Origin of the sequence: Mucilaginibacter rubeus (genome assembly GCF_003286415.2) — a bacterium.
In the GTDB taxonomy this organism is placed as follows: domain Bacteria; phylum Bacteroidota; class Bacteroidia; order Sphingobacteriales; family Sphingobacteriaceae; genus Mucilaginibacter; species Mucilaginibacter rubeus_A.
The window spans coordinates 1883289-1903323 of the sequence record NZ_CP043450.1; the positions used below are offsets into that span (position 1 = coordinate 1883289).

At 42.3% G+C, this 20035-nt stretch carries 13 protein-coding genes; 4 read left to right on the top strand and 9 right to left on the bottom strand.

From position 1 onward, the window contains the following. Window position 1: 1 nt before the first annotated feature. The 3 genes from DEO27_RS07705 to DEO27_RS07715 form a co-directional block, all read right to left on the bottom strand. On the bottom strand, window positions 2-6691 hold the full coding sequence (locus DEO27_RS07705) for a polyketide synthase (protein ID WP_112570188.1): 6690 nt from the start codon (window positions 6689-6691) through the stop codon (window positions 2-4). 197 nt (window positions 6692-6888) lie between these two features. Continuing rightward, window positions 6889-8064: a glycosyltransferase family 2 protein gene (locus DEO27_RS07710; protein ID WP_112570190.1), complete on the bottom strand. Its 1176-nt coding sequence runs from the start codon at window positions 8062-8064 to the stop codon at window positions 6889-6891. Then, complete coding sequence (locus DEO27_RS07715) at window positions 8061-8984, bottom strand: glycosyltransferase family 2 protein (RefSeq protein WP_112570192.1); 924 nt, start codon at window positions 8982-8984, stop codon at window positions 8061-8063. The genes DEO27_RS07710 and DEO27_RS07715 overlap by 4 nt, the downstream gene beginning before the upstream one ends. Before the next feature lie 78 nt (window positions 8985-9062). On the opposite strand from DEO27_RS07715, the gene DEO27_RS07720 reads away from it, so the two are divergent. From DEO27_RS07720 to DEO27_RS07735, 4 genes are read left to right on the top strand one after another with little or no spacing between them, the layout of a single operon-like run. Further along, window positions 9063-9563 (top strand): hypothetical protein, encoded by a 501-nt coding sequence (locus tag DEO27_RS07720; RefSeq protein ID WP_112570194.1) that lies wholly within the window; start codon window positions 9063-9065, stop codon window positions 9561-9563. An 11-nt stretch (window positions 9564-9574) separates the two neighbouring features. Then, window positions 9575-10714: a fused response regulator/phosphatase gene (locus DEO27_RS07725; RefSeq protein ID WP_223818186.1), complete on the top strand. Its 1140-nt coding sequence runs from the start codon at window positions 9575-9577 to the stop codon at window positions 10712-10714. Continuing rightward, window positions 10715-11050 (top strand): STAS domain-containing protein, encoded by a 336-nt coding sequence (locus DEO27_RS07730; RefSeq protein WP_112570198.1) that lies wholly within the window; start codon window positions 10715-10717, stop codon window positions 11048-11050. 14 nt (window positions 11051-11064) lie between these two features. Beyond that, on the top strand, window positions 11065-11616 hold the full coding sequence (locus DEO27_RS07735) for a hypothetical protein (RefSeq protein ID WP_112570200.1): 552 nt from the start codon (window positions 11065-11067) through the stop codon (window positions 11614-11616). Between the two features lie 3 nt (window positions 11617-11619). Here the strand turns inward: DEO27_RS07735 and DEO27_RS07740 are convergent, their stop codons facing one another. From DEO27_RS07740 to DEO27_RS31925, 6 genes are all read right to left on the bottom strand, one after another. Further along, window positions 11620-12765 carry an acyltransferase family protein gene (locus DEO27_RS07740; RefSeq protein ID WP_112570202.1) on the bottom strand — a complete coding sequence of 382 codons (1146 nt, stop codon included), beginning with the start codon at window positions 12763-12765 and terminating at the stop codon, window positions 11620-11622. Between the two features lie 79 nt (window positions 12766-12844). Beyond that, a complete protein-coding gene (locus DEO27_RS07745; RefSeq protein ID WP_112570204.1) occupies window positions 12845-15496 on the bottom strand; it encodes a non-ribosomal peptide synthetase in 2652 nt (883 codons plus the stop codon). Between the two features lie 55 nt (window positions 15497-15551). Further along, window positions 15552-16769, bottom strand: a complete 1218-nt coding sequence (locus tag DEO27_RS07750; RefSeq protein ID WP_112570206.1) for a glycosyltransferase — start codon at window positions 16767-16769, stop codon at window positions 15552-15554. Window positions 16770-16832: 63 nt separating this feature from the next. After that, a complete protein-coding gene (locus tag DEO27_RS07755; RefSeq protein WP_112570207.1) occupies window positions 16833-18050 on the bottom strand; it encodes a glycosyltransferase in 1218 nt (405 codons plus the stop codon). Window positions 18051-18062: 12 nt separating this feature from the next. After that, complete coding sequence (locus DEO27_RS07760; protein WP_112570209.1) at window positions 18063-19406, bottom strand: lipopolysaccharide biosynthesis protein; 1344 nt, start codon at window positions 19404-19406, stop codon at window positions 18063-18065. A 10-nt stretch (window positions 19407-19416) separates the two neighbouring features. Beyond that, window positions 19417-20031, bottom strand: coding sequence for an acyltransferase (locus DEO27_RS31925; protein WP_112570211.1), 615 nt, complete (start codon window positions 20029-20031; stop codon window positions 19417-19419). Window positions 20032-20035: the final 4 nt, after the last annotated feature.

Sequence of the window (20035 nt, forward strand, 5' to 3'; positions counted from 1 at the left end):
GTTAGTTATTGCTGATCGTTACCTGTAAATATTTTCCTGGATTATTTGCATCGGTTACAAACCAGCCAGGGTTACCATCTTTATCGCGACCTAATTTTGCACCCGGTACAGGAGGTTCTGCAGGCAGGCCATTTTTAGCTGGTTCTGTTTTTACCGGTTCCGGTTTGTTAGTCGGCATAAAACCAGCCTCAATTAGCTCATAAACGCTATCGCTGAAAGCTTTGATGATCTGATCAACCTCTTCATTGGTATGCGCTGCTGTAATAAAGCAAGGGAACAGATCCCAGATATGGATGCCTTTAAGGCGCATCAGCGTAAACAGCAGTTCGCCGTAAGGCAGTTCGTAGTCAAATTTAATTTTCCATAATGAACCGAATGATGGGATATGCAACGGCAAACCTTCTTTTTCGCAAATTTCGTTTAGGGCATCTGCCAAACGTTTGGTCAAGGCATTAAGACCTTCCTGCAGGGCCGGGCCTTTTTCCTTCATGTAGTTCAATGATGCTTTTGCGGTGGCTAAAGCCAAAGGATGGCGTACAAATGTACCTGCAAAATAGGTTACACCGGCTTGAGGCGATGAGTCGTCACCAAATTGCCAGTTGCCTCCGTCAAGCGCATCCATGTATTTGCTGATACCCGCAATAGCGCCAATAGGCATACCACCGCCAATTACTTTACCGTAAGTACCCAGATCGGCTTTAATGCCAAACATGGCCTGTGCACCACCCGGGTGCATCCTGAAACCGGTGATCACCTCATCAAATATTAAAACGGTTTCCGACTGCCGGGTAATCTCCCTCACACGTTTTAAAAATTCAATAGGACGGAAATCTGGTCGACGGCTCTGGGCCGGCTCAACCAGTACTGCTGCCAACTCATGCGCTCGCTCCGCTATTATCTTTAACGATTCTTCGGTACCATAGTCCAGGATCAGCATATTCTGCACCACATCGGGCATGATGCCCGGCGCAGCAGGTACGGTTTTTAATTTTTTAGTGCCACGAACAATAACTTCGTCGTTAATGCCATGGTATGAGCCATTAAATGCAACAATAAGTGAACGGCCGGTTACGGTACGCGCTATACGCATTGCACCCAACACAGCTTCGGAGCCGGTATTACACAAAGCAGCACGGTCAAAATTAGTAAACTCACATATCAGTTTGCTAACCTCGCCCGCAAGTTCATGCTGAGGACCTATTTCGTATCCTTTTTCAACCTGATCCAATACAGCCTGCTTTAATACATCGGTTTGGTAACCAAGAAAGTTTGAGCCAAAGCCGTTTAACGCGTCTATGTACTCGTTGCCGTCAATATCCCAAACACGATTGCCTTTTGAGCGGTTAACTACAAGCGGGTAAACAATCTCTTTGGTTAAAGGGCGGAAACCACTTACCACGCGCGGATCGGCCATGTATGGTCTGTCCTTTTGTGTTTGGGCTTTACTGCCTTTTGTTTTGGCGTTATATTTTTCTGTAAGATCTTTTAAAAATGCCTGTTGCTTATCGGTTAAACCCTGTACCTGTTTTTCGATACGTGCTGTTGCGCCGAAAGGTTTTTTTAATTCAACTTGCTCTTCAGGAGTAAAATCAGCAGCAAGTGAAAGTAAGGATTTAGCCGGCGTAACGGCAGGGGCTGAAGCATTATAAGTTTGCTGAGGCGGCGCCTGTGCGGCGGGTGCATTGCTTTGTATATAGGATAGCTGATTGGCCAGCAATTGCAACTGTTGAGATATTAAACTGATGGCGATGTCGTTGCTTCCCTGATTTGCGATAGGAAAGGCCGGAGCTCCGTTGGTACTAACGGTCTGCACATGGTGCTGAATTGCGGGTTGTGCACCTTGGTTAGTTTCGCCATGTTGAAACGCGGGGTTTACAGCAGGAGCAACCTGCGGCTGAAATGCATCGGCTGGTAAATTGTTATCCAGGTAAATTGCAAGCAGTTCGAGGCTACTATATTCTTCAAACAGTTTTCTGAACGTAATAGGTACGTTGAAGATCTTTTTTAGATTGGTAGCTATTTGTGTAAGCGAAAGCGAGTCGAAGCCTATTTCAATAAAGCTCATGCCCGTTGCTGCCATATCTATTTCAATACCGGCAGCATCTTCAAAGATCTCTTTAAGTTTATCAATTAAAATATCCTTCCTCATCAGTACAGGTTGCGTAGGTTTTGTATTTGTTTGTTGTTGGGTTAAGGTTTCAGGGACAATATTTATCGTTACGGCTGGTTCAAGCCAATACCGTTTATGATCAAAAGCATAGGTTGGGATGTCAATTTTTTTACGATTTTGCGCTAAATAAGTTGCCTCCCAATTAGGTTGGATACCGTTAAGCCATAACTGACCTAAAGCTTTTAATAAGCTTTGGTATTCTGTTAAGGTATCCGTTTGTTCAAAGCCAGCTATTACAGGAATATTTTTACCTGCGTTATGCTGACGGGCAAGCGTAGCTAATATGTTTCCCGGGCCACATTCAAGCAGCAAGCGGCTATCATCTTCCGCAATGGTATCAAGGGCATCGGCAAAACGAACGGTGTTACGCAGGTGTTGTGCCCAGTAATCAGGATCCGTTGCTTGCGCTTCACTTAACCAGGTGCCGGTTACAGTGGATACAAGAGGTTTAACCGGCTTGTTCAACTTTACGGATTTAACTACTTCTTTAAATGGCCCAACAATATCATCCATCATTAATGAATGGAAAGCGTGACTTGTTAAAAGCAGCCTTGCCGGAATTCCTTTTTCAGATAGCTCTGCCGCAAATGCTGTAATTGCACTCTCATGGCCTGCCACTACGCAAAGCTTTTTACTGTTTACTGCTGCTACAGAAAGCCCGGCAGGTAAGATGTCTTTTAGTCGTTCTTCTTCAATGCGTACCGAAAGCATTTGTCCGTGCGGAGCGCTGCTTACCAATCGTGCCCGTTCTGATATCAGTTTTAAGGCATCCGGCAGACTGAACACTCCGGCCAGATGTGCGGCTACAAACTCGCCTATGCTGTGTCCCATTAATATAGCGGGTTCAATACCTTTGCTTATCCATAAGCGGGCCATAGCATATTCTAAAATGAATAGTGCCGGCTGGGTGTATAATGTGTTTTTTATTCTTTCTGCCGATTGCGGGTTTACAGCATCAGCAAAGATTATCTCAAGAAGATTGGTGTGTATAGTTCCCTGCAACAGATTAATACATTCATCAACCGCATCTTTAAAAACAGGTTCGTTCTGATACAGGTCATGACCCATATTTACATATTGCGAACCTTGTCCCGGGAACATAAAGACTACCTCGGCGGGAATGGTACTTAGTTTTTTAACAGATGACGGATCGGTATTTGAAGCATTCAGTTTTACTATCAGGTCGTCAGCATCTGTTGCCACTATAAAACGGCGATAGTTAAAATCGGCACGTGTTGTTTGCAGCGTGTAAGCTACATCGTTAAGGTCAATACTTTTATTTTTCTGTACAAATGCGGCAAGTTTCCCGGCGTATTTAGCTAAGCTTTCTTCGTTTTTGGCCGACCAACTGATCAACTTTAAAGGTTTGTTTGCGCCAGGTTCAACAGGTTCTGTGGTTTTATATTCCTCCAAAACAACGTGCACATTGGTACCGCCAACGCCGAATGAACTGACTCCGGCTCGTTTGAGCTCAGCATCCCATGGTTTAAGTTTAGCATTAACAAAAAACGGCGTATGCTCTATATCGATATTCGGATTGATCTTTTTGAAAAACAGCGATGGGGGAATTTGACCATTCCTCATAGCAAGCACCGTTTTGATCAGCCCGGCAACGCCCGATGCTGCTGTAAGGTGGCCAAAGTTGCTTTTAACAGAGCCTATAGCGCAAAACTGCTTTTGCCCCTGCTCGCCGAAAGCAAGATTAAGTCCTTCAATTTCTATAGGATCACCCAATGGGGTAGCGGTGCCGTGTGCTTCTACATAACTTATGGTCGAGGCATCTACACCAGCATCGGCAATGGACGCGGCTATAGCGCCAGCCTGTCCATAGGCATTGGGTCCGCCGAAACTACCTTTTTCGGCGCCATCATTATTTACGCCAACGCCTTTTATTACGGCGTAAATGGTATCGCCATCGCGCTGCGCGTATTCAAGGCTTTTTAATAGAACAACGCCAGCACCATCGCTGAAAGTAGTACCCGAAGCTTCGGCATCAAAAGGGCGGCAATGCCCATCGATGCTCATCATTGCACCTTCCTCGTAAATGTGGCCGCTTTTTATAGGCGATGTAACAGACGCCGCACCAGCAATAGCAACCTGGCATTGCCCGCTACGGATGCTGTTTACAGCCTGCGTAACGGCTAAAAGTGATGTTGAACAAGCCGAATATACCGCAACGGCCGGCCCTTTCAGATTTAATTGGTAGGCCGTACGGGTTGCTATGTAGTCCTTTTCATTTAAAGTACGTACCTGGAAATGGCCAACGGTTTCAACTATTTCCGGGTTGGTTAATACATTGTTGTTATAATAGGTGTTGTACCCACAGCCTGCGAATACACCGGTTAGTCCGTCATATTTTTGTGGCAGATGGCCTGTTTTCTCTAATACTTCCCATGCAAGTTCTAAGAATATGCGCTGTTGCGGGTCCATCAGTTCGGCAGCACGAGGATTAAAGCCGAAAAATCCGGCATCGAACTCATCTGCGCCGTTGATGATGCCTCTTGCCCTAACATAGGCAGGGTTATTTTTTTCGTAAAGCGGAACGTATTTGTCTAATTCTTCCTGGGTAAAAAAGCTGGTGCCTTCGCGGCCATCGGCAAGCATTTGCCAAAATTCATCAATGGTATCAGCACCCGGGAAGCGGCCCGCCATGCCAATGATGGCGACATCTGTATTGGCATCTTTCGCCCTCTTTTTTTGTGTCGAAAGAAGGGCGGTTTGTTTGCTTGCGCCGCTGATCAGCTTTGCGATACCGGCAATAGTTGGATATTGGTATAGTTTGGTGATTGGAACTTCGTAATTAAAACGCTGCTTTAATAGTGCAACCGTTTTTAAAGCCAGCAGCGAATTGCCACCCAACTGAAAGAAATTATCATCAATACCTACCTTATCAAACTGCAGCAGCTCAATTAAAACAGCAGCTATATTTTTTTCAGTTTGGTTTGATGGGGCTTTGTAAAGCACATCAAGTTCGGGGCGTTTGATGTCTGGCTTGGGGAGTGCTTTTCTATCAACCTTCCCGCTGGTTGTTTTGGGTAACTCTTTTAACCAAACGTAAGCCGAAGGCAGCATAAAATCAGGAAGTTGTTCTTCGAGAGATTTGCGCACAGCTTCAGTATCTTCTTTATCGACCGATGATACAAGGTAAGCTACCAACCGTTTTTGCCCTGCTGCATCTGCGGGGGCGGTTACCACTGCTTGTTTTATATTTTCAAGCTGATTGATCAGCACTTCAATTTCACCAATTTCTACCCGGTTACCGCGGATCTTAACTTGTGTATCTCTGCGGCCAAGATATTCGATATTGCCATCGTTCATAAAACGGGCAAGGTCGCCGGTGCGATAGATCCGGATGATTTTATTACCTTCTTTCCAGTCGATAAACTTTTCGGCTGTCATTTCGGGCCTGTTCAGATAGCCGTTTGCCAGGCTTATACCCGAAACGCACAATTCGCCGGTTTCGCCGTCGGCCACCCTTTTGAGGCTTTCATCAAGCAATATGATCTCCGTGTTACTAATAGGAATGCCTATGGATGGGAGTGTGGGCCATAAAGATGCATCGCCGTCCAATCTTAGTTCAGTAACCACGTGAGTTTCTGTAGGGCCATATTGGTTAAAAAGTACACATCCTGGCAGTGCATTAAAAAAGTTTACTATTTGTGGGGTGATCTTTAGCTGTTCCCCAGCTGTCATGATCTCTTTTAACGAAGCAGGGATATGATCATTTGCTATGGCCGCTTCGGTAAGGTATTGCAGCACAACAAACGGCAAAAAGATGCGATTGATGGCATGCTTATCAATAAATTGCAACAGTTCAACCGGATCAATCCGTAACTCTTCATTTACCAGGAATAAAGTGCCGCCGGTGCCTAACGTAGCGAAGATCTCCTGAAAAGAGACATCAAATGTTAAGGGCGCAAATTGCAGTGTATTGATACCCGCGGCGGAGATTGAGTTTTCCTGCTGCCATAACAACAAGTTTACCAAAGCCGCGTTGCCCATCGATACTCCTTTTGGGGTTCCGGTTGAGCCCGAGGTATATAACACATAGGCTATATCCGCTAAATGAGTTTGCTGGAATGATTTAGTTGTAAGCTCAAAAGTTCCGTCGGCAAGCAGGATATCGACAGGCAAGCCCTCAAACAGATGCTTTTTATCCGCGGCCGCGATACATGCCTTTATACCCGAATCGGTAATAATGGTTTCAAGGCGATCTTTTGGATATTCCGGGTCAAGAGGTAAGTAACCTTTGCCGGCTTTTAGTATGGCCAGTACACCAATTATAGTATGAATGCTCCGGTTTGCGCTAACTCCAATTATCTCCGAATCCGGATAAAAAGTTAAGATAGCGGCGGCAAGTTCATCGGCTTTTTTGTAAAGCTGATGATAGGTAACACTATCAGTGTTATGTACAACAGCAACGGCATCGGGTAATTTTATCCGCTGTTGTTCAAATAGGTCGTATACAGTTGGGGCAATAGATTCCCCACTTTTTAAAACAATCCCCGGCTCAATACTCATCAGGTTCAATAAGGTTTGACCACGTATAGCGGTCAGAATATACTTTATAAATTAGTTGACAGGTAATTCAAAAAGCAGCAGAAGACAAATTCTCTTAATTTGATCTTCTTTATCATTAATTATTTTAATGCAACCCTTTTATCTATTCAATGTATTAAACTATAAAATAATTATCCTGTTAACTTATAATCAATTATTTACTGCTTCCGTTGTACTTTTTCCCAAACCGCGCTTTGTTTCGTACTGAAATAGCGAATGATGCCTGCCAGTACTGCATAATTCATAACGCAGAAGTAATAGGGAATAAAAAGAACTTTAATGCGCAGTTGCCGCTTTTCCATAAGCAGCCCCAGCAAGGCCAATATATAAAACAATACCTGTGCCAATAGTAACAATTGCATATCGGTTTCGTTTGGTTTAAGCGCTAATACAACGGTTAAAATAAATGACAGGATGAGCAGGAAGGGAGTGATTGTCCACCTCAAAACCCGGTGACTAACATACTGGAACGATAAAACCGGGTAGGGGAACGGGTTAAATAGTTTTTTAAGTCGTAGTATAGATTGAATTCCGCCCGCTGCTATTCTCACTTTCCGTTTTAACTCTTCCGAAACATTTTCGGATGCGGTTTCTGTTGCATATGCCTCAGGTTCATAAACAATGCGGTAGCCCTTGGCAGCTATCAGCATCGATATCATAAAATCATCAAGCACAGTATCCGGCTCAACGGGTTGGTATAATGAGCGGCGTACACTAAACAGTTCACCGGCAGCACCCACAACCGAATATAGCTCTGAGTCCCATTTCTTCAATGCCGATTCGTACTTCCAGTAAAAGCCTTCACCGGCTGCGCTGGCATCTGCGTTTTCGTCAATGTGTACACGTTTTTCACCGGCAACGGCTCCAACTGTTGCGTCGCTGTAATGCCTGCAGATCTTGATCAATGCATCTTTATTTAAAAAAGTATTGGCATCGGTAAATACTACGGCGTCGGTATCAACATATTCCATAGCGCGGTGTACGGCAGCAATTTTTCCCGCGCGTTCGGGCTTGTGCAATAATTGTATCTGGGGGTACCCGGCAATAATATCAGGTGTTTTGTCTGATGAGCCGTCGGTAACAAAAAGTAGTTTCAGTTTTCCTTCCGGATAATTTAACTGTAGGCTGTTTTTGATCTTCTCCTCAATAAAATATTCCTCATTGTAGGCCGCTATAATCAGGGTGCACGAAGGAAGTGTATCGGAATTTTCTGCGGGGAGTGCTTTGGTTCCCTTAAAAACTCTTTTGATCCTGATAATGATGTACAGGAAAATTCCGTATCCAACAAAAGTGTAAAAAACAATGAACAGGCTTATGGCTAAAATTATTTTCATGCTATGGTATTAATGGGGTATCCTAAATTGCTGCTGTTTTTTGAATGAGTAAAGTTCCACCAAACTGCTTTAAAAAGCATTGGTATAAATCCGTATTGTTTCTCTTTAATATAATTGACCAGATTTCGGGGCACTACTAAAAACAGGAAATAAAAATAAAAGAAGATCTTTTTAAACAAAGGCGCATTCCTACGGGTAAAAAGAATGCGGTTGCGGTTCATGAAGTACTCTTTAAGCTTGCTTTTTTTACCTACAGAAACCGATTCTTTATGGTAAATAAGTGCATCAGTACAAACCCAGGCGTTAAAACCTGCTTTTATGATATGTTCGCACCAGTCAACCTCTTCATAGTATAAAAAGAAGTTTTCGCACATCATACCTGCCTTTTCAATAGCTTCTTTCCTGATCATCATTGCTGCCCCGTGGCAATAAGCGGTAGGGGCGGTTATATGATCAAACTGGCCCTCGTCCTTTTGCTTTAAACCAATAACACTATTACGGCAGGTATAATAATTCATGGGTGTGTAGCCGGCATATTGGATCAGATTTTTATCGCTAAAATATTTGATCTTGGGCGATATCATGCCAACGGCCGCATTGCCATCCATCACCTCTGTAAGTTTTTCAACCAGGCCTGGGGTAAACTCGGTATCGTTGTTTACCATGAAAATGTAATCGCCTGTGGCAACGGTAAGTCCGAGGTTATTACCGCCTGCAAAACCCAGGTTAACGTCCGAACGGATAAATATTATTTCCGGATATTTTATTTTCCAATCGGGTACAGGATTTATTTTACTCGCATTATCTACAACAATTATTTCCATATTGCTGTAAGTACTCGTATTTTTAATCGATAATAACATTTCTTCTGTAACAGTAGGCTGATTGAAATTTACGGTAACAACGGAAACTTTTTTCATCTGAGAGGGGTTATTATCAATAAAGCTTTTTACGGCTAATATCAGTAAAAGTTAACCAAATTATACTACGATATTCCTTTGAAGAATAAACTGCCAAATAATGATGAAGTGCTGCTTGATACCAAAGTTGATGAGCTGGTTCTACTGCTAAAAAAAGGAAATATTGATAAAGAATATATTAGGGCAATACAGCAAAAAATAAATAATGCCATTGAGCCTGATATTTCGCCTCAAAAATTTGATGTCTTTGGCGAAATAGATGAGGATCAGAGCCGTTTGGACATGGTAAATAACCTTGAGTTTTTGCTGGCCCAGCACCCGGTTGATAGCCGCCAGGCAAAAAAGTACCGGCTGCAGGAAAAGTTAAAGCATGCTGTTTTGATAGGGATAGCCATTACGATGATTGTACTTGGTTTAGCCATGATCATCATGCCTGCACCGCCGTACTTTGAAATGTTTACCATTTTTTATTTTACAAAGGATGATGGTATAACTTTAATGGATGTTATATCGGTATTAATCATATTAACAGGCGTATATTTGTTTATAAACGCTTTACTGCGGAAAAGCAATTCCTGAATACCTGAATTATGCCGAAGCAGCCCCAAATATTACTGGTTGATGATAGCCCGCTTGTTTTAAAGGTTATTGGCCGGGCTTTGGAAAAAGAGGGTTTTGTTTGCCATAAAGCGAATAATGGGGAGGAAGCCTTAGCATGGCTTAAAAATGATATTCCCGACTTGATCCTGTCCGATTACCAGATGCCAGGTATTAATGGCTTCGAGTTTAGGCAAAGCTTAATGGCGGTGCCGGAGTTTAAGAACATTCCTTTTATGTTTTTAACATCAGTTACCGATCATGATCATATGATAGCCGGGATGAGTCTCGATGTTATTGATTATATTGATAAGGATACGCCGATAGCCTTTGTTATTTCAAAGATCAATAATTTCCTGAACAGCATTCGTGAAAGGCATGAGCATACTATACGTGAACTAAGTAGTGCCGCGATGGCGCTCAATCTGTATTCAGTTCCGAAGGAAACGCCCCGTATAAATGGTTTTGAAATTGATTTCTGGCACAAATCATTCGAAAACTATCCAGGCGGAGATTTTATTGATGTGATATCTATTAATAACAGGTACACTTTTATAATCCTGGGCGACGTGATGGGGAAAAAGTGGGGAGCATGGTTTTTTTCCTTTGGATATCTGAGTTATATAAGGGCCGCGGTGAGGCTATGTGTTTCGGAGGGCGATGTGTCGACCAAAAGCATCATGCAAAAGATCAACTCGGTTATTTATCATGATCCGGTTGTGAGCGAAGTGCTATCTACACTGTCGCTTATCATGATTGATGCTGAAAGTGAAGAATTGAGTTATACCGGTGCAGGCGATTTACCGCTCTTGTATTTCTGCAAGGCCGAAAATAGGCTTGACCGGATCTCTTCAGCTGGGCTACTGCTTGGAGTTAGTAAGCAAGGTGGTTTTGATGAGCATCTGTTTACCATGCGGCCCGGCGATCAGTTAATGATGATAACTGATGGGTTAATTGATAAAGAAACGCCTGCAGGTAAGAAAACCGATTTGAATAGCTTTACCAGCGAAGTTGAGATATATCTTGGTAAACCTGATTCATTCATGACCTTAAAAAATGATGGCTTTTTAAATGAAAAGGCCAATGAACAAATCGACGATTGCAGTTTAATATTTATTCAAAAAAACAGTTAAATGATACTACGTACACATTTGCTTGATAATGCACTAATAGCGGACATACAGCTTAAAGAGGCCAATTTATCAAATGCCGAGCAGTTTAAGACAGAATTGCACAGTCTCATTAATAGTGGAAATAAGTATGTTATAGTAAACTTTGAGCAGGTGATATACGTGGATAGTTCTTTTTTAGGTGCGCTGGTATCGGCACTTAAACTGGCTATGAACAACGGAGGGGATATTGCCGTGGTTGGTTTAAATAGTGATATCAGATCATTGTTTCAATTGGTGCGACTTGACAAAGTGTTCAAGATATATACAAATACACAGGAGGCTTTAACCGGGGCATAAATTAATTTACCACCTTGAAAAAGTTTGTTTTTAATAATGAAACCGAAGGTATTTATCCTTTAACAGTGCAGATCATCGGCTATATAAAAAATATTGCGAAAGATATAGTTGATGACGATGCGGATTTCAGGATAAAAACTATCCTGATTGAATTGCTTACCAACTCGCTTAAGCACATGGGGACCGACGTAACCAATATCGGGATTGATCTGAAAAGCAACAAACTATATATCAGTAAACAGGATAAGGGAAAACCGCTGCAAATTAATACCCGCCAGGCGATACTGACCTGGCCGCTGTTAACCAACAAACTGGCCCAAAACGAAATTGCCATTTATGGGGATGACTTTGGTACATTGAAGGGACGGGTGAAAAACAGCAATCACCTGGAGTTTTTTACCGAGGATTTTGATGTGCAATACGTTAGTAAAGAAACTGTAATGGGGCTAAACGAACATTACGGCCTCATGATCATCGCGCGCGCCAGCGACGCCTTTGATTACAAGCATAAACCTGGTACCGGGATAAATACCTTTACTTCGGTAATTGAACTTAAGCAGCGGTAAATATTACTGCGTTATTTTTTGAAAACGTTTTTTTATGTTGAGGAAAGGTTTCTCATATCCGAAGTACGACAGTGACGCCAACCCTATAGTACAGCCAACTGTAATGGTATATATGATAATGTTTTGCGTTACCATATTCATGCTTGGGATATATTTATGTACAAGGTACAGGGTTAAAAACAAGGGGTATTTATGCAGCAGGTAAATACCATACGAGATCTGCCCTATATAATCAAGCACTTTACTATTTATGGTATAAATACTGGTTTCGGCCTGGCAAAGGTTAACAATAAGCAGCGAGGAAATGACAGCCAGCGGAACATCGCCATGTGGGATATCATGGATTAAATACAGGTAAACATACGCCAGGAAAATAACCGAAAGTATCACCTGCATATAAGGCTTAAACATCAGATCAAACAGCGGTTGCAATTTAAACTTAAACGATGGGTGCCTGGTGTTGTGAAATATAACCGCTACTGCCGCGCCAATCATCATATTATCAAAACGAGCGTAATAAAAAAACTGGCTGAAGATTTTCCAAATGGGGTTTTCATGGTTAAGGTTGTTAATACTTAACTGCAATGCCCAAATCAATGCAATGAAAATCAGGAAGGCATAAAGGATATCTTTAGGTTTTTTTATCCTAAAGAAATGCGGGTGAAAAATATAAAATTGTTCTTCAGTACCTATCGACCAGATGGGGTTGAAAATTTCCGGCAGCATTTGCAGGCAGAATGCCAGGTTAGGCATAAAAAATACAGATAACCAAAGTCCTGTTGTTGCTCCTGTTCCCGGATAAATAAAAAAGCCTACAACTACCAATAAAAAATACAAGGGCCAGATCCGGAGCATACGCCTTACATAAAAGGCCTTAAAGTTTACTGCCGAAAAGTTGCGCTTTTCTTCTAACAATAAGTAGGTTATCAGGAACCCGCTTAACGCGAAGAAGATGGTAACGCCCGTTTTACCAAAATTAAGTATGTTAAGATGGGGGATCCGGGCTACATGAAAGTCTACTTTATGCAGCTCGATATGGGATATCACTACCATAAGCGCAGCAAGAGCCCTTACTCCATTTAAATTGGAGAAATAAACCCTTGCTTTGCCTGTTGATTTTAAATTCTTTTCGGTAGTAGTAGTATTCATAAGTAACACCGCCGGTAAAGCTCACTGTAACTAAAAGTTTTAACACGGTTGGTTTATTAGCAAGTATGAGTTGGGTGGCTTAGTTTTTTGCCACCCTGTCCAGACACTTCTGCAGTACTTCTGCAAATTCCTTGTCATTTGGCGGAGCAAAAATGGTGTTGTGCTCACCCGGAATCTCGTGTACATTCACCCCTTTGATCGCAAACGGTTTCCAGCCTAAAAACTCAAAATCTTCCATATAAAAAGTCCGTTTTTTTGCCCTGAATAAATCAAGGGTTATGTTTAACGGTTTCAATACATAGTTGCGTAATGCTTTTTCGCTTGCCTCATCAATCTCGTTATCATAAGCAAAAAAGCCTTCGCGTTTTTGGTTAGGCCTAAATACCTTCCAATAAAGTTTAATCATCTGGCGTTTAAGCATTAAACCTTTGTACTCAATGGTACGTTTAGGGTCTTCGGCCAGTAACACAAAGCTATGGGCAAATTGCTTAGCACGAAGCGTTGTTTTATCAACTATCTTTTTAGCCTTGCTGTCGTTTATATCTGAGCGATCCGCATACGTATCAAACATAGCAACCATTTTAACCTCTTTGCCTGCCGCTATAAGTTGATTAGCCATTTCGTAGGCGATAATACCACCTAATGAATAACCCGCCAATGCATACGGTCCTTCGGGGTTTTTAGCTACGATCTCGGCAATATAGTTTGCTGCTATCTCCTCCATTACGTCCAAAGGCTCATCAATGCCGTTCAAGCCGCGGGCCTGCAGGCCATAAACCGGTTGCTCGGCATCCATATTCATGGCAAGGGCATTAAATAACAATACATTTAAGCCTGCACCATGAACAATATACAATGGCATTTTACTGCCAGTTGGCTTAATAGGCACTAACGATTCCCAACTGATCACCTCGTTGCCTTCAAGTCGTGCAGCAAGTTTTTCGATTGTTGCGTGCTCAAACAGGGTGGCCAGCGGTAAACGCTTGCCGGTTTCCTGCTCAATAGCGGCCATGATTTTCACCGCAACTAATGAACGACCACCCAATTCAAAGAAATTATCCAGGATACTGATCTGCTCAATACCCATGTTTTGCTGCCATATTTTGGCAACTAACTTTTCGTTATCGGTACGTGGGGCAACAAATTCACCTTCACGATATATGATGTTATAATCGGGCTTAGGTAATGCCTTACGATCTATTTTACCGTTTGGAGTAATAGGTATCGCGTCCATCACCACAAAATCATCCGGAACCATGTATTCAGGTAAAACTTCCAGCAAGCCTTTTTGCCATGCATCAAACTGGTTTTTAAGGTCGAGGCCTTCTTTAGGCTCAGGCGTAATTACATAAGCTACCAGGCGTGGCATTCCCGGAGTATCCTCACGGGCTATAACTACGGCCTGTTTAATATTATCCTGCTTTAACAGGTTTTGTTCAATTTCTTCCAGCTCAATGCGGTAACCACGCACCTTAACCTGGTGGTCAATACGGCCAAGGCAAACAATTTCGCCATCCTGCCTGATCTTACCCAGATCGCCGGTACGGTACATGCGGGCACCTTCAACGGTTGAGAAGATGTCTTTCACAAAACGCTCGGCCGATAATTCTGCACGGTTAAGGTAACCAACAGCAACACCATCACCGCCGATATAAATCTCACCGATTGAACCATCGGTAAGGTTATTAAGCGCCTCGTCTAAAATATAGATCTGGGTGTTGGCAACAGGTTTACCGATAGTGATATCCTCATCGCTGGTAATCTGTTTTATGGTGGAGTAAATGGTTGTTTCGGTTGGACCGTAAAGGTTCCAGATCTCCTCACATTTAGGCAAAAGTTGTGTAACTAAATCCTTTGGAAACGCCTCGCCACCACAATATACCTTTAAAGGTAATTTGCTGTCCCAACCGGATACCAGCATCATGCGCCACGTGAAAGGAGTAGCCTGCATTACAGTGACATCTTCTGCTTTAACCAGGTCAACCAAAGCACGGCCGTCTTTTGCCGTAGCCGAATCGGCTAATAAAAGCTCGGCACCGGTTATCAGCGGTAGGTATAAATCCAAACCGGCAATGTCGAAAGAAATAGTAGTTACAGCCAGTACCTTATCGGCAGTAGTCATGCCTGGTACCTTTTGGCAACTTAATAAAAAATTAATCAGGTTAAAGTGCCGAATCTGTACACCTTTAGGTTTACCGGTTGAGCCTGATGTGTACAGGATATAAGCAAGGTCTTCGCCGCTTACGCCGGTTTCAGGTTCGGTAACAGGATATGATGGGAATTTTTCTAATGCAGCCTCAATCAAAACCTCAATTGAGTTTGCAGCAAAGTGATTATGATATTTTTCGGAAGTGATAAGAATTTTAGCTGATGAATCTTCCAGCATAAATTCGATACGGTCTTTCGGATATTCAGGGTCAAGTGGTACGTATGCGGCACCGGCTTTCATAACGGCTAACAGCGATATCACCATTTCGGGCGAGCGGTCAAGCGCAACGCCGGCAACATCACCTCTTTTAAGGCCCTGATCAATCAGGTAGCCGGCCAGCTTGTTAGCGGCTTCGTTTAGTGCCTTATAGGTTAGTATACGTTCATGAAACTTCAGCGCCACTTTATCCGGATACTGATTTGCAGCAGCCGCGGTTAAATGGATAAGAGCCTTTTCTTTTGGATAATCTACAGCAGTATTGTTTAACATGCTTATAACGTCGGTATTCAGAGGGGCATCCATAATTGTTTATATGCTATATTATTCCTGGTTCAATTAATTATCAATCTTGTTTCCGTTATTTAACTGCAGTTGCTTCGTTGTTTACGGGTTCTGTAGGAGCGTGATCATGCGGCGTATGAATAAACTTTTTGTTTGCTCCTTTAAGTTTAAACAACAGCAGGAACATGGTGAAAAATATAAGTGGTAGTTTAAGCATAGCCGTTAAAAGTTTTCCGTTGTAGAACGATGTCGGTATGGCAACTATGATACCAAGGTAACAGGCCACAGTTGCGCCAAGCCATAAATGCCAGTGCGGACCGATGCCCGGAGTGAAAAATGAGATCAGTAACATCAACGGCATCAGGCCAAGCATCAGTACGCGCGGCAGGATTGCCATCTGGTAAATCTCGTTCACATAATCAAAATTGCCGCGGAAAAACTGAGCAGGAGCGGTAGCGCCATATTTTTTAAGCAGGTTAAATTGAGCCGAAAGCCAGCGTTTACGCTGCTTTTCAAATACTGCCGGGTTACTTACTTTTTCGTCATAGATGTACGCTTTTTCGGCATAGGCAACGTGGATCTTATCGCGGGTGAGTAGTAACCCCATTTCTTTATCAAATCCGCCTACAGCATCAATACGCGACATTACATTCACAAAAAGCTTGTATTCTAAAGCCATCCCTGAGCCGATAATTGCAGCCGAAAACTTAAATAACTGCTGCGACTTCCTGAAAATGTGGTTGTTAACTTCTTCGCTTACGGCATCAAGTATAGCTACCTGGGTGTTTGAGTTTTTTGCAACGCGATGGCCTTGCACTACAAGATGCCCCGCCTGTAAATAATTATTGATCTGGTATAAATAATCAGGAGCCGCGATGTTATCAATATCAAAAACAACTGCGGCATCGTAACCCGCTGCTGTATTTTCAATGGCTTTATTTAACGCTTTTGATTTGGTACTGGTTTCAAAAACCACCTCAACCACCTGCAACGGCATTTGCTTTAATTTAACAATAGTTTCAGGTTTCATGGAATCGGCAATCACGCAAATCGTAAACATATCTTTCGGATAATCGATAGTTAAGGCTGCTGCTGCCGAGTTTAAAATAATTTCATCTTCTTTATAAGCGCAGATATAAACAATGAATTTGCTGAGCTTAGTTGCCGTAACTGGCTGTTTAATGGGGATTAATTTCCCCAGTACAGAGAACACAAACAAGTACAAGCTATATACCCCAAGGTATATAAACAGCAAAATGGCGACAACAGATGCAATGAATTTGATGATTTCCATGTGTTTTGATGATAATCCCTGTTTTATATTAATTTATAAGTAACAGGTATGTTTCTCTAAATTTTAACCTTTCTGCTTATTATTCAAATTTGTTGCCAGTAGGCTTTTGATCTCTGTTATACGGTGCTCCCAGGTATTTTGTGCTGCTACTTTTAATCTTTTTTGCTGTAAAAAAGGAGTATCGTTTAACGATAGGTTAATTGCGGCAGTAAATTCGTCAGCATTTTTGCAGATGTACACTGTATCTCCGGTAAATTCTTCCAGGTCACCGTTAAAATCGGTGATCACTACAGGGCGACCAGAGCCAAGATATTCGAATAATTTAAGCGGAAAAATAGAACTGCTTACATCATCCTTTTTAAAAGGAATAATAGCAACGTCAAAGCCTTTGAGCACGGCAGGTAACAGTTCATAAGGCACCGCGCCTTTTTTGAAAACATTAGGAGCATTAAAAGCTGGATTGTTTTCGTAATCTATATCAACAGGCCCAACAAAAACAAAACTTTTATCCGGGTTTTGCGCCGTTAGTTGTGAGAGCAGATCATAGTCGATGCGGCGTTCAATATTGCCGAAATAGCCAATGATGGGCTTTTTAACATCCGACAGGATCTCTGCAATGGGCAAAGCCGGATCAAGAGCTTTTTGGCTGTGGCTGATATTGGCTGCATTAGGTACAAAATAGGAGTTAGGGTTAAGTTTTCCCTTGATATTACTCAACTCTTTGCTGGTGCTGATCACCATATCCATATCTTTCACCAAAATATCTTCGGATATAAGGCCATGACGCGTTTGGTATTCTTCAATTAGCGGGTCAACGCAATGATAAACTTTAAGCAGTGGTTTCTGCTTTAGCAACCGGTGCATGGTTGGGTAGTAAAAAGCGTAGGAGTTAATAAAGATATAATCTTTGATGCCAAGGTTTTTAATAACCTTGTTAAGCCTGCCTGCAACTATCTTTTCATTCACTTTAAGGGCCAACCGGTAAATGACACCTTCAGGCAACGAATTTATAGATGGTACAGGAGGCGTTATGATGATCTTTAAATTCGGGATCTCCGTTTGGATGAAACTATCCTTGGGCGAAAAAAAATGCGGTTTGCGGGCATTGTATCCGGGCGTATTTTTAAACTGGATATAATCTTTCCAGGTGTATGGCCGGTCAACGTAGTATACGAAATTATCCTTAGCCAAATGTTTGGCCATGGTATAGTTAGTTGATTCCAGTCGGCTATCAAACTGCATCTGCGAGAATATAACGATATGCCGGTTTTTTAGCTCCATAAATATAGCTTGCTATTCAGTTAGTTGTTTTCCTTTGATTTTGTCCATCACGACACCAATAAGTTCTTTTAGTTCGATGTAACCTAAAACAAAGATGTCAGATATTTTAAATTGCAGGTTTTTCTTTAATGCCCAGTAACCAAATATGGCGCCTGTAAAAAATGTAAAAATAGATGCAATGGCAACGGCATAAAGGCTGTGGAATACCAGGATACCTGTAAAATCGCCAATAACGTTAACCGTTAGCATCAGGAATACTTTGATCATGTTAAGGTGCGGCTTATTAATGATATCAAGCGTGATTCCGAAAAACCTGTCGATAGGTAGGAGCATCACATAGCACATAAAAATCCTGAAGATATTGCCGGCATCAGAGTGCTGATATTTAGCACCAAATATTAGCCCGATAATGAGATCGGCAGCAGCGAAACAAACTATAGCGATAGGGGTGAGCGCCATAGTAAGCATGCCCGCGTATTTTTTCATGATATAAGTTACGTGCTTTTTATCGCCACGCTGTACAGCAGCCGACATTGCAGGCAGGGCGGTAGAAATGAAAGCCCTTAATGGGATCTCAAATATTTCCATGAGCCTTTGCGGAATATAGTAAACCGCCAGCAAATCCGGGCTGAACATTGGCTTTACAATCAGTGTATCTGAACTCCGGAGCAGATATGAACTTATAGATGTGCCTACACTGAATTTTCCGAAATGGGCCATTTCTTTTATGGTATCCCAGCTTCTGTGAGCTATGGTTTTTACCTTGGCCCAACCTATAATAATGCAAATGATACTGCTTAACAGGTTAGCCGCAAAGTAAGAATAGATAGTGGTTTCAAAGTTTGATTTACCTGCAATAGCTAATGCAACCACCAAAACAAGGAAACCTCCCTGGTTCATTAATTGCAGAATGAACATTTTATCAAAGCGTTCTTCGGCCTGCAGGATCCAAAGGCTAACCGCCGATGGCAGCGTACAAAAATAGATTAAACTAAACCATTTGAGCGTAATGGCTATATCCGCATCCGGGTTTCTATAAATGAGATAGATCAACAGGTTGACAACGGCAAATACCAAAGTGATGCTGAAGCCAAGAAACCAGGTTGACCCAGAGATATTTTTCATCCGTTCAACTGTTGAGCCCGAATAAAATTTAATGAGCGAAGTTTGAAGGAAGCCTGTGCGGAAGGTATCTGCCAGCGTAAATACGATCAGGAAAAATACGTAATTACCAAAATCAGGCTTGCTCAACCTGCGGGCCAGCAATGATAATATCACCATTCCTAAAACCGGCAAAACCGCATTAGTTGCCAGTGAAAGCGTGTGTTTGTTTATTAACTTTTTAAATAAACCCATGTATATCGTTTTACGCTTTCTCCCACGTTTGAGTTGTGAAATTATACTGTTTTATTACTTTGGCAGGGTTGCCTACAGCTACCGAATATGGCGGGATATCACGTGTTACTACACTGCCAGCCCCAATAACCGAATGCTTACCAATAGTTACCCCCGCTGTTACCACGCAGTTAGCGCCTATCCATACGTTATCGTCGATAGTAATTTGTTTGGTGGTTACCTTTTGATGACGTGGCGGAATACTTACATCCTGGTATCCGTGATTAAGACCGGAGATAACAACGTGCTGAGCAGTCATGCTGAAATTACCTATTTTAACCGGGCCGATGATTACGGTGCTGATGCCAACGCCCGATCCTTCGCCTATGAAAACATCGCCAACTCCGTTGTTGATCACCGCGAAATCTTCTACAATACTTTTAGCGCCGAGAGCGAATTTATTGAATGGAAAAAGGTCCATCCGCGCGTTACGTCGTACAACGCTGCCTTTACCTCGCTCATGAAAAAAACGGTTAAGTATTAGCCTTACCCAAAGCCTCGGCCTTGATTGACCGGGAGGGATCAGCATCCAGTGGACTAATTTTTTTAATTTCGGATTTGATTTTATGGATGATACAAATGACATCTGC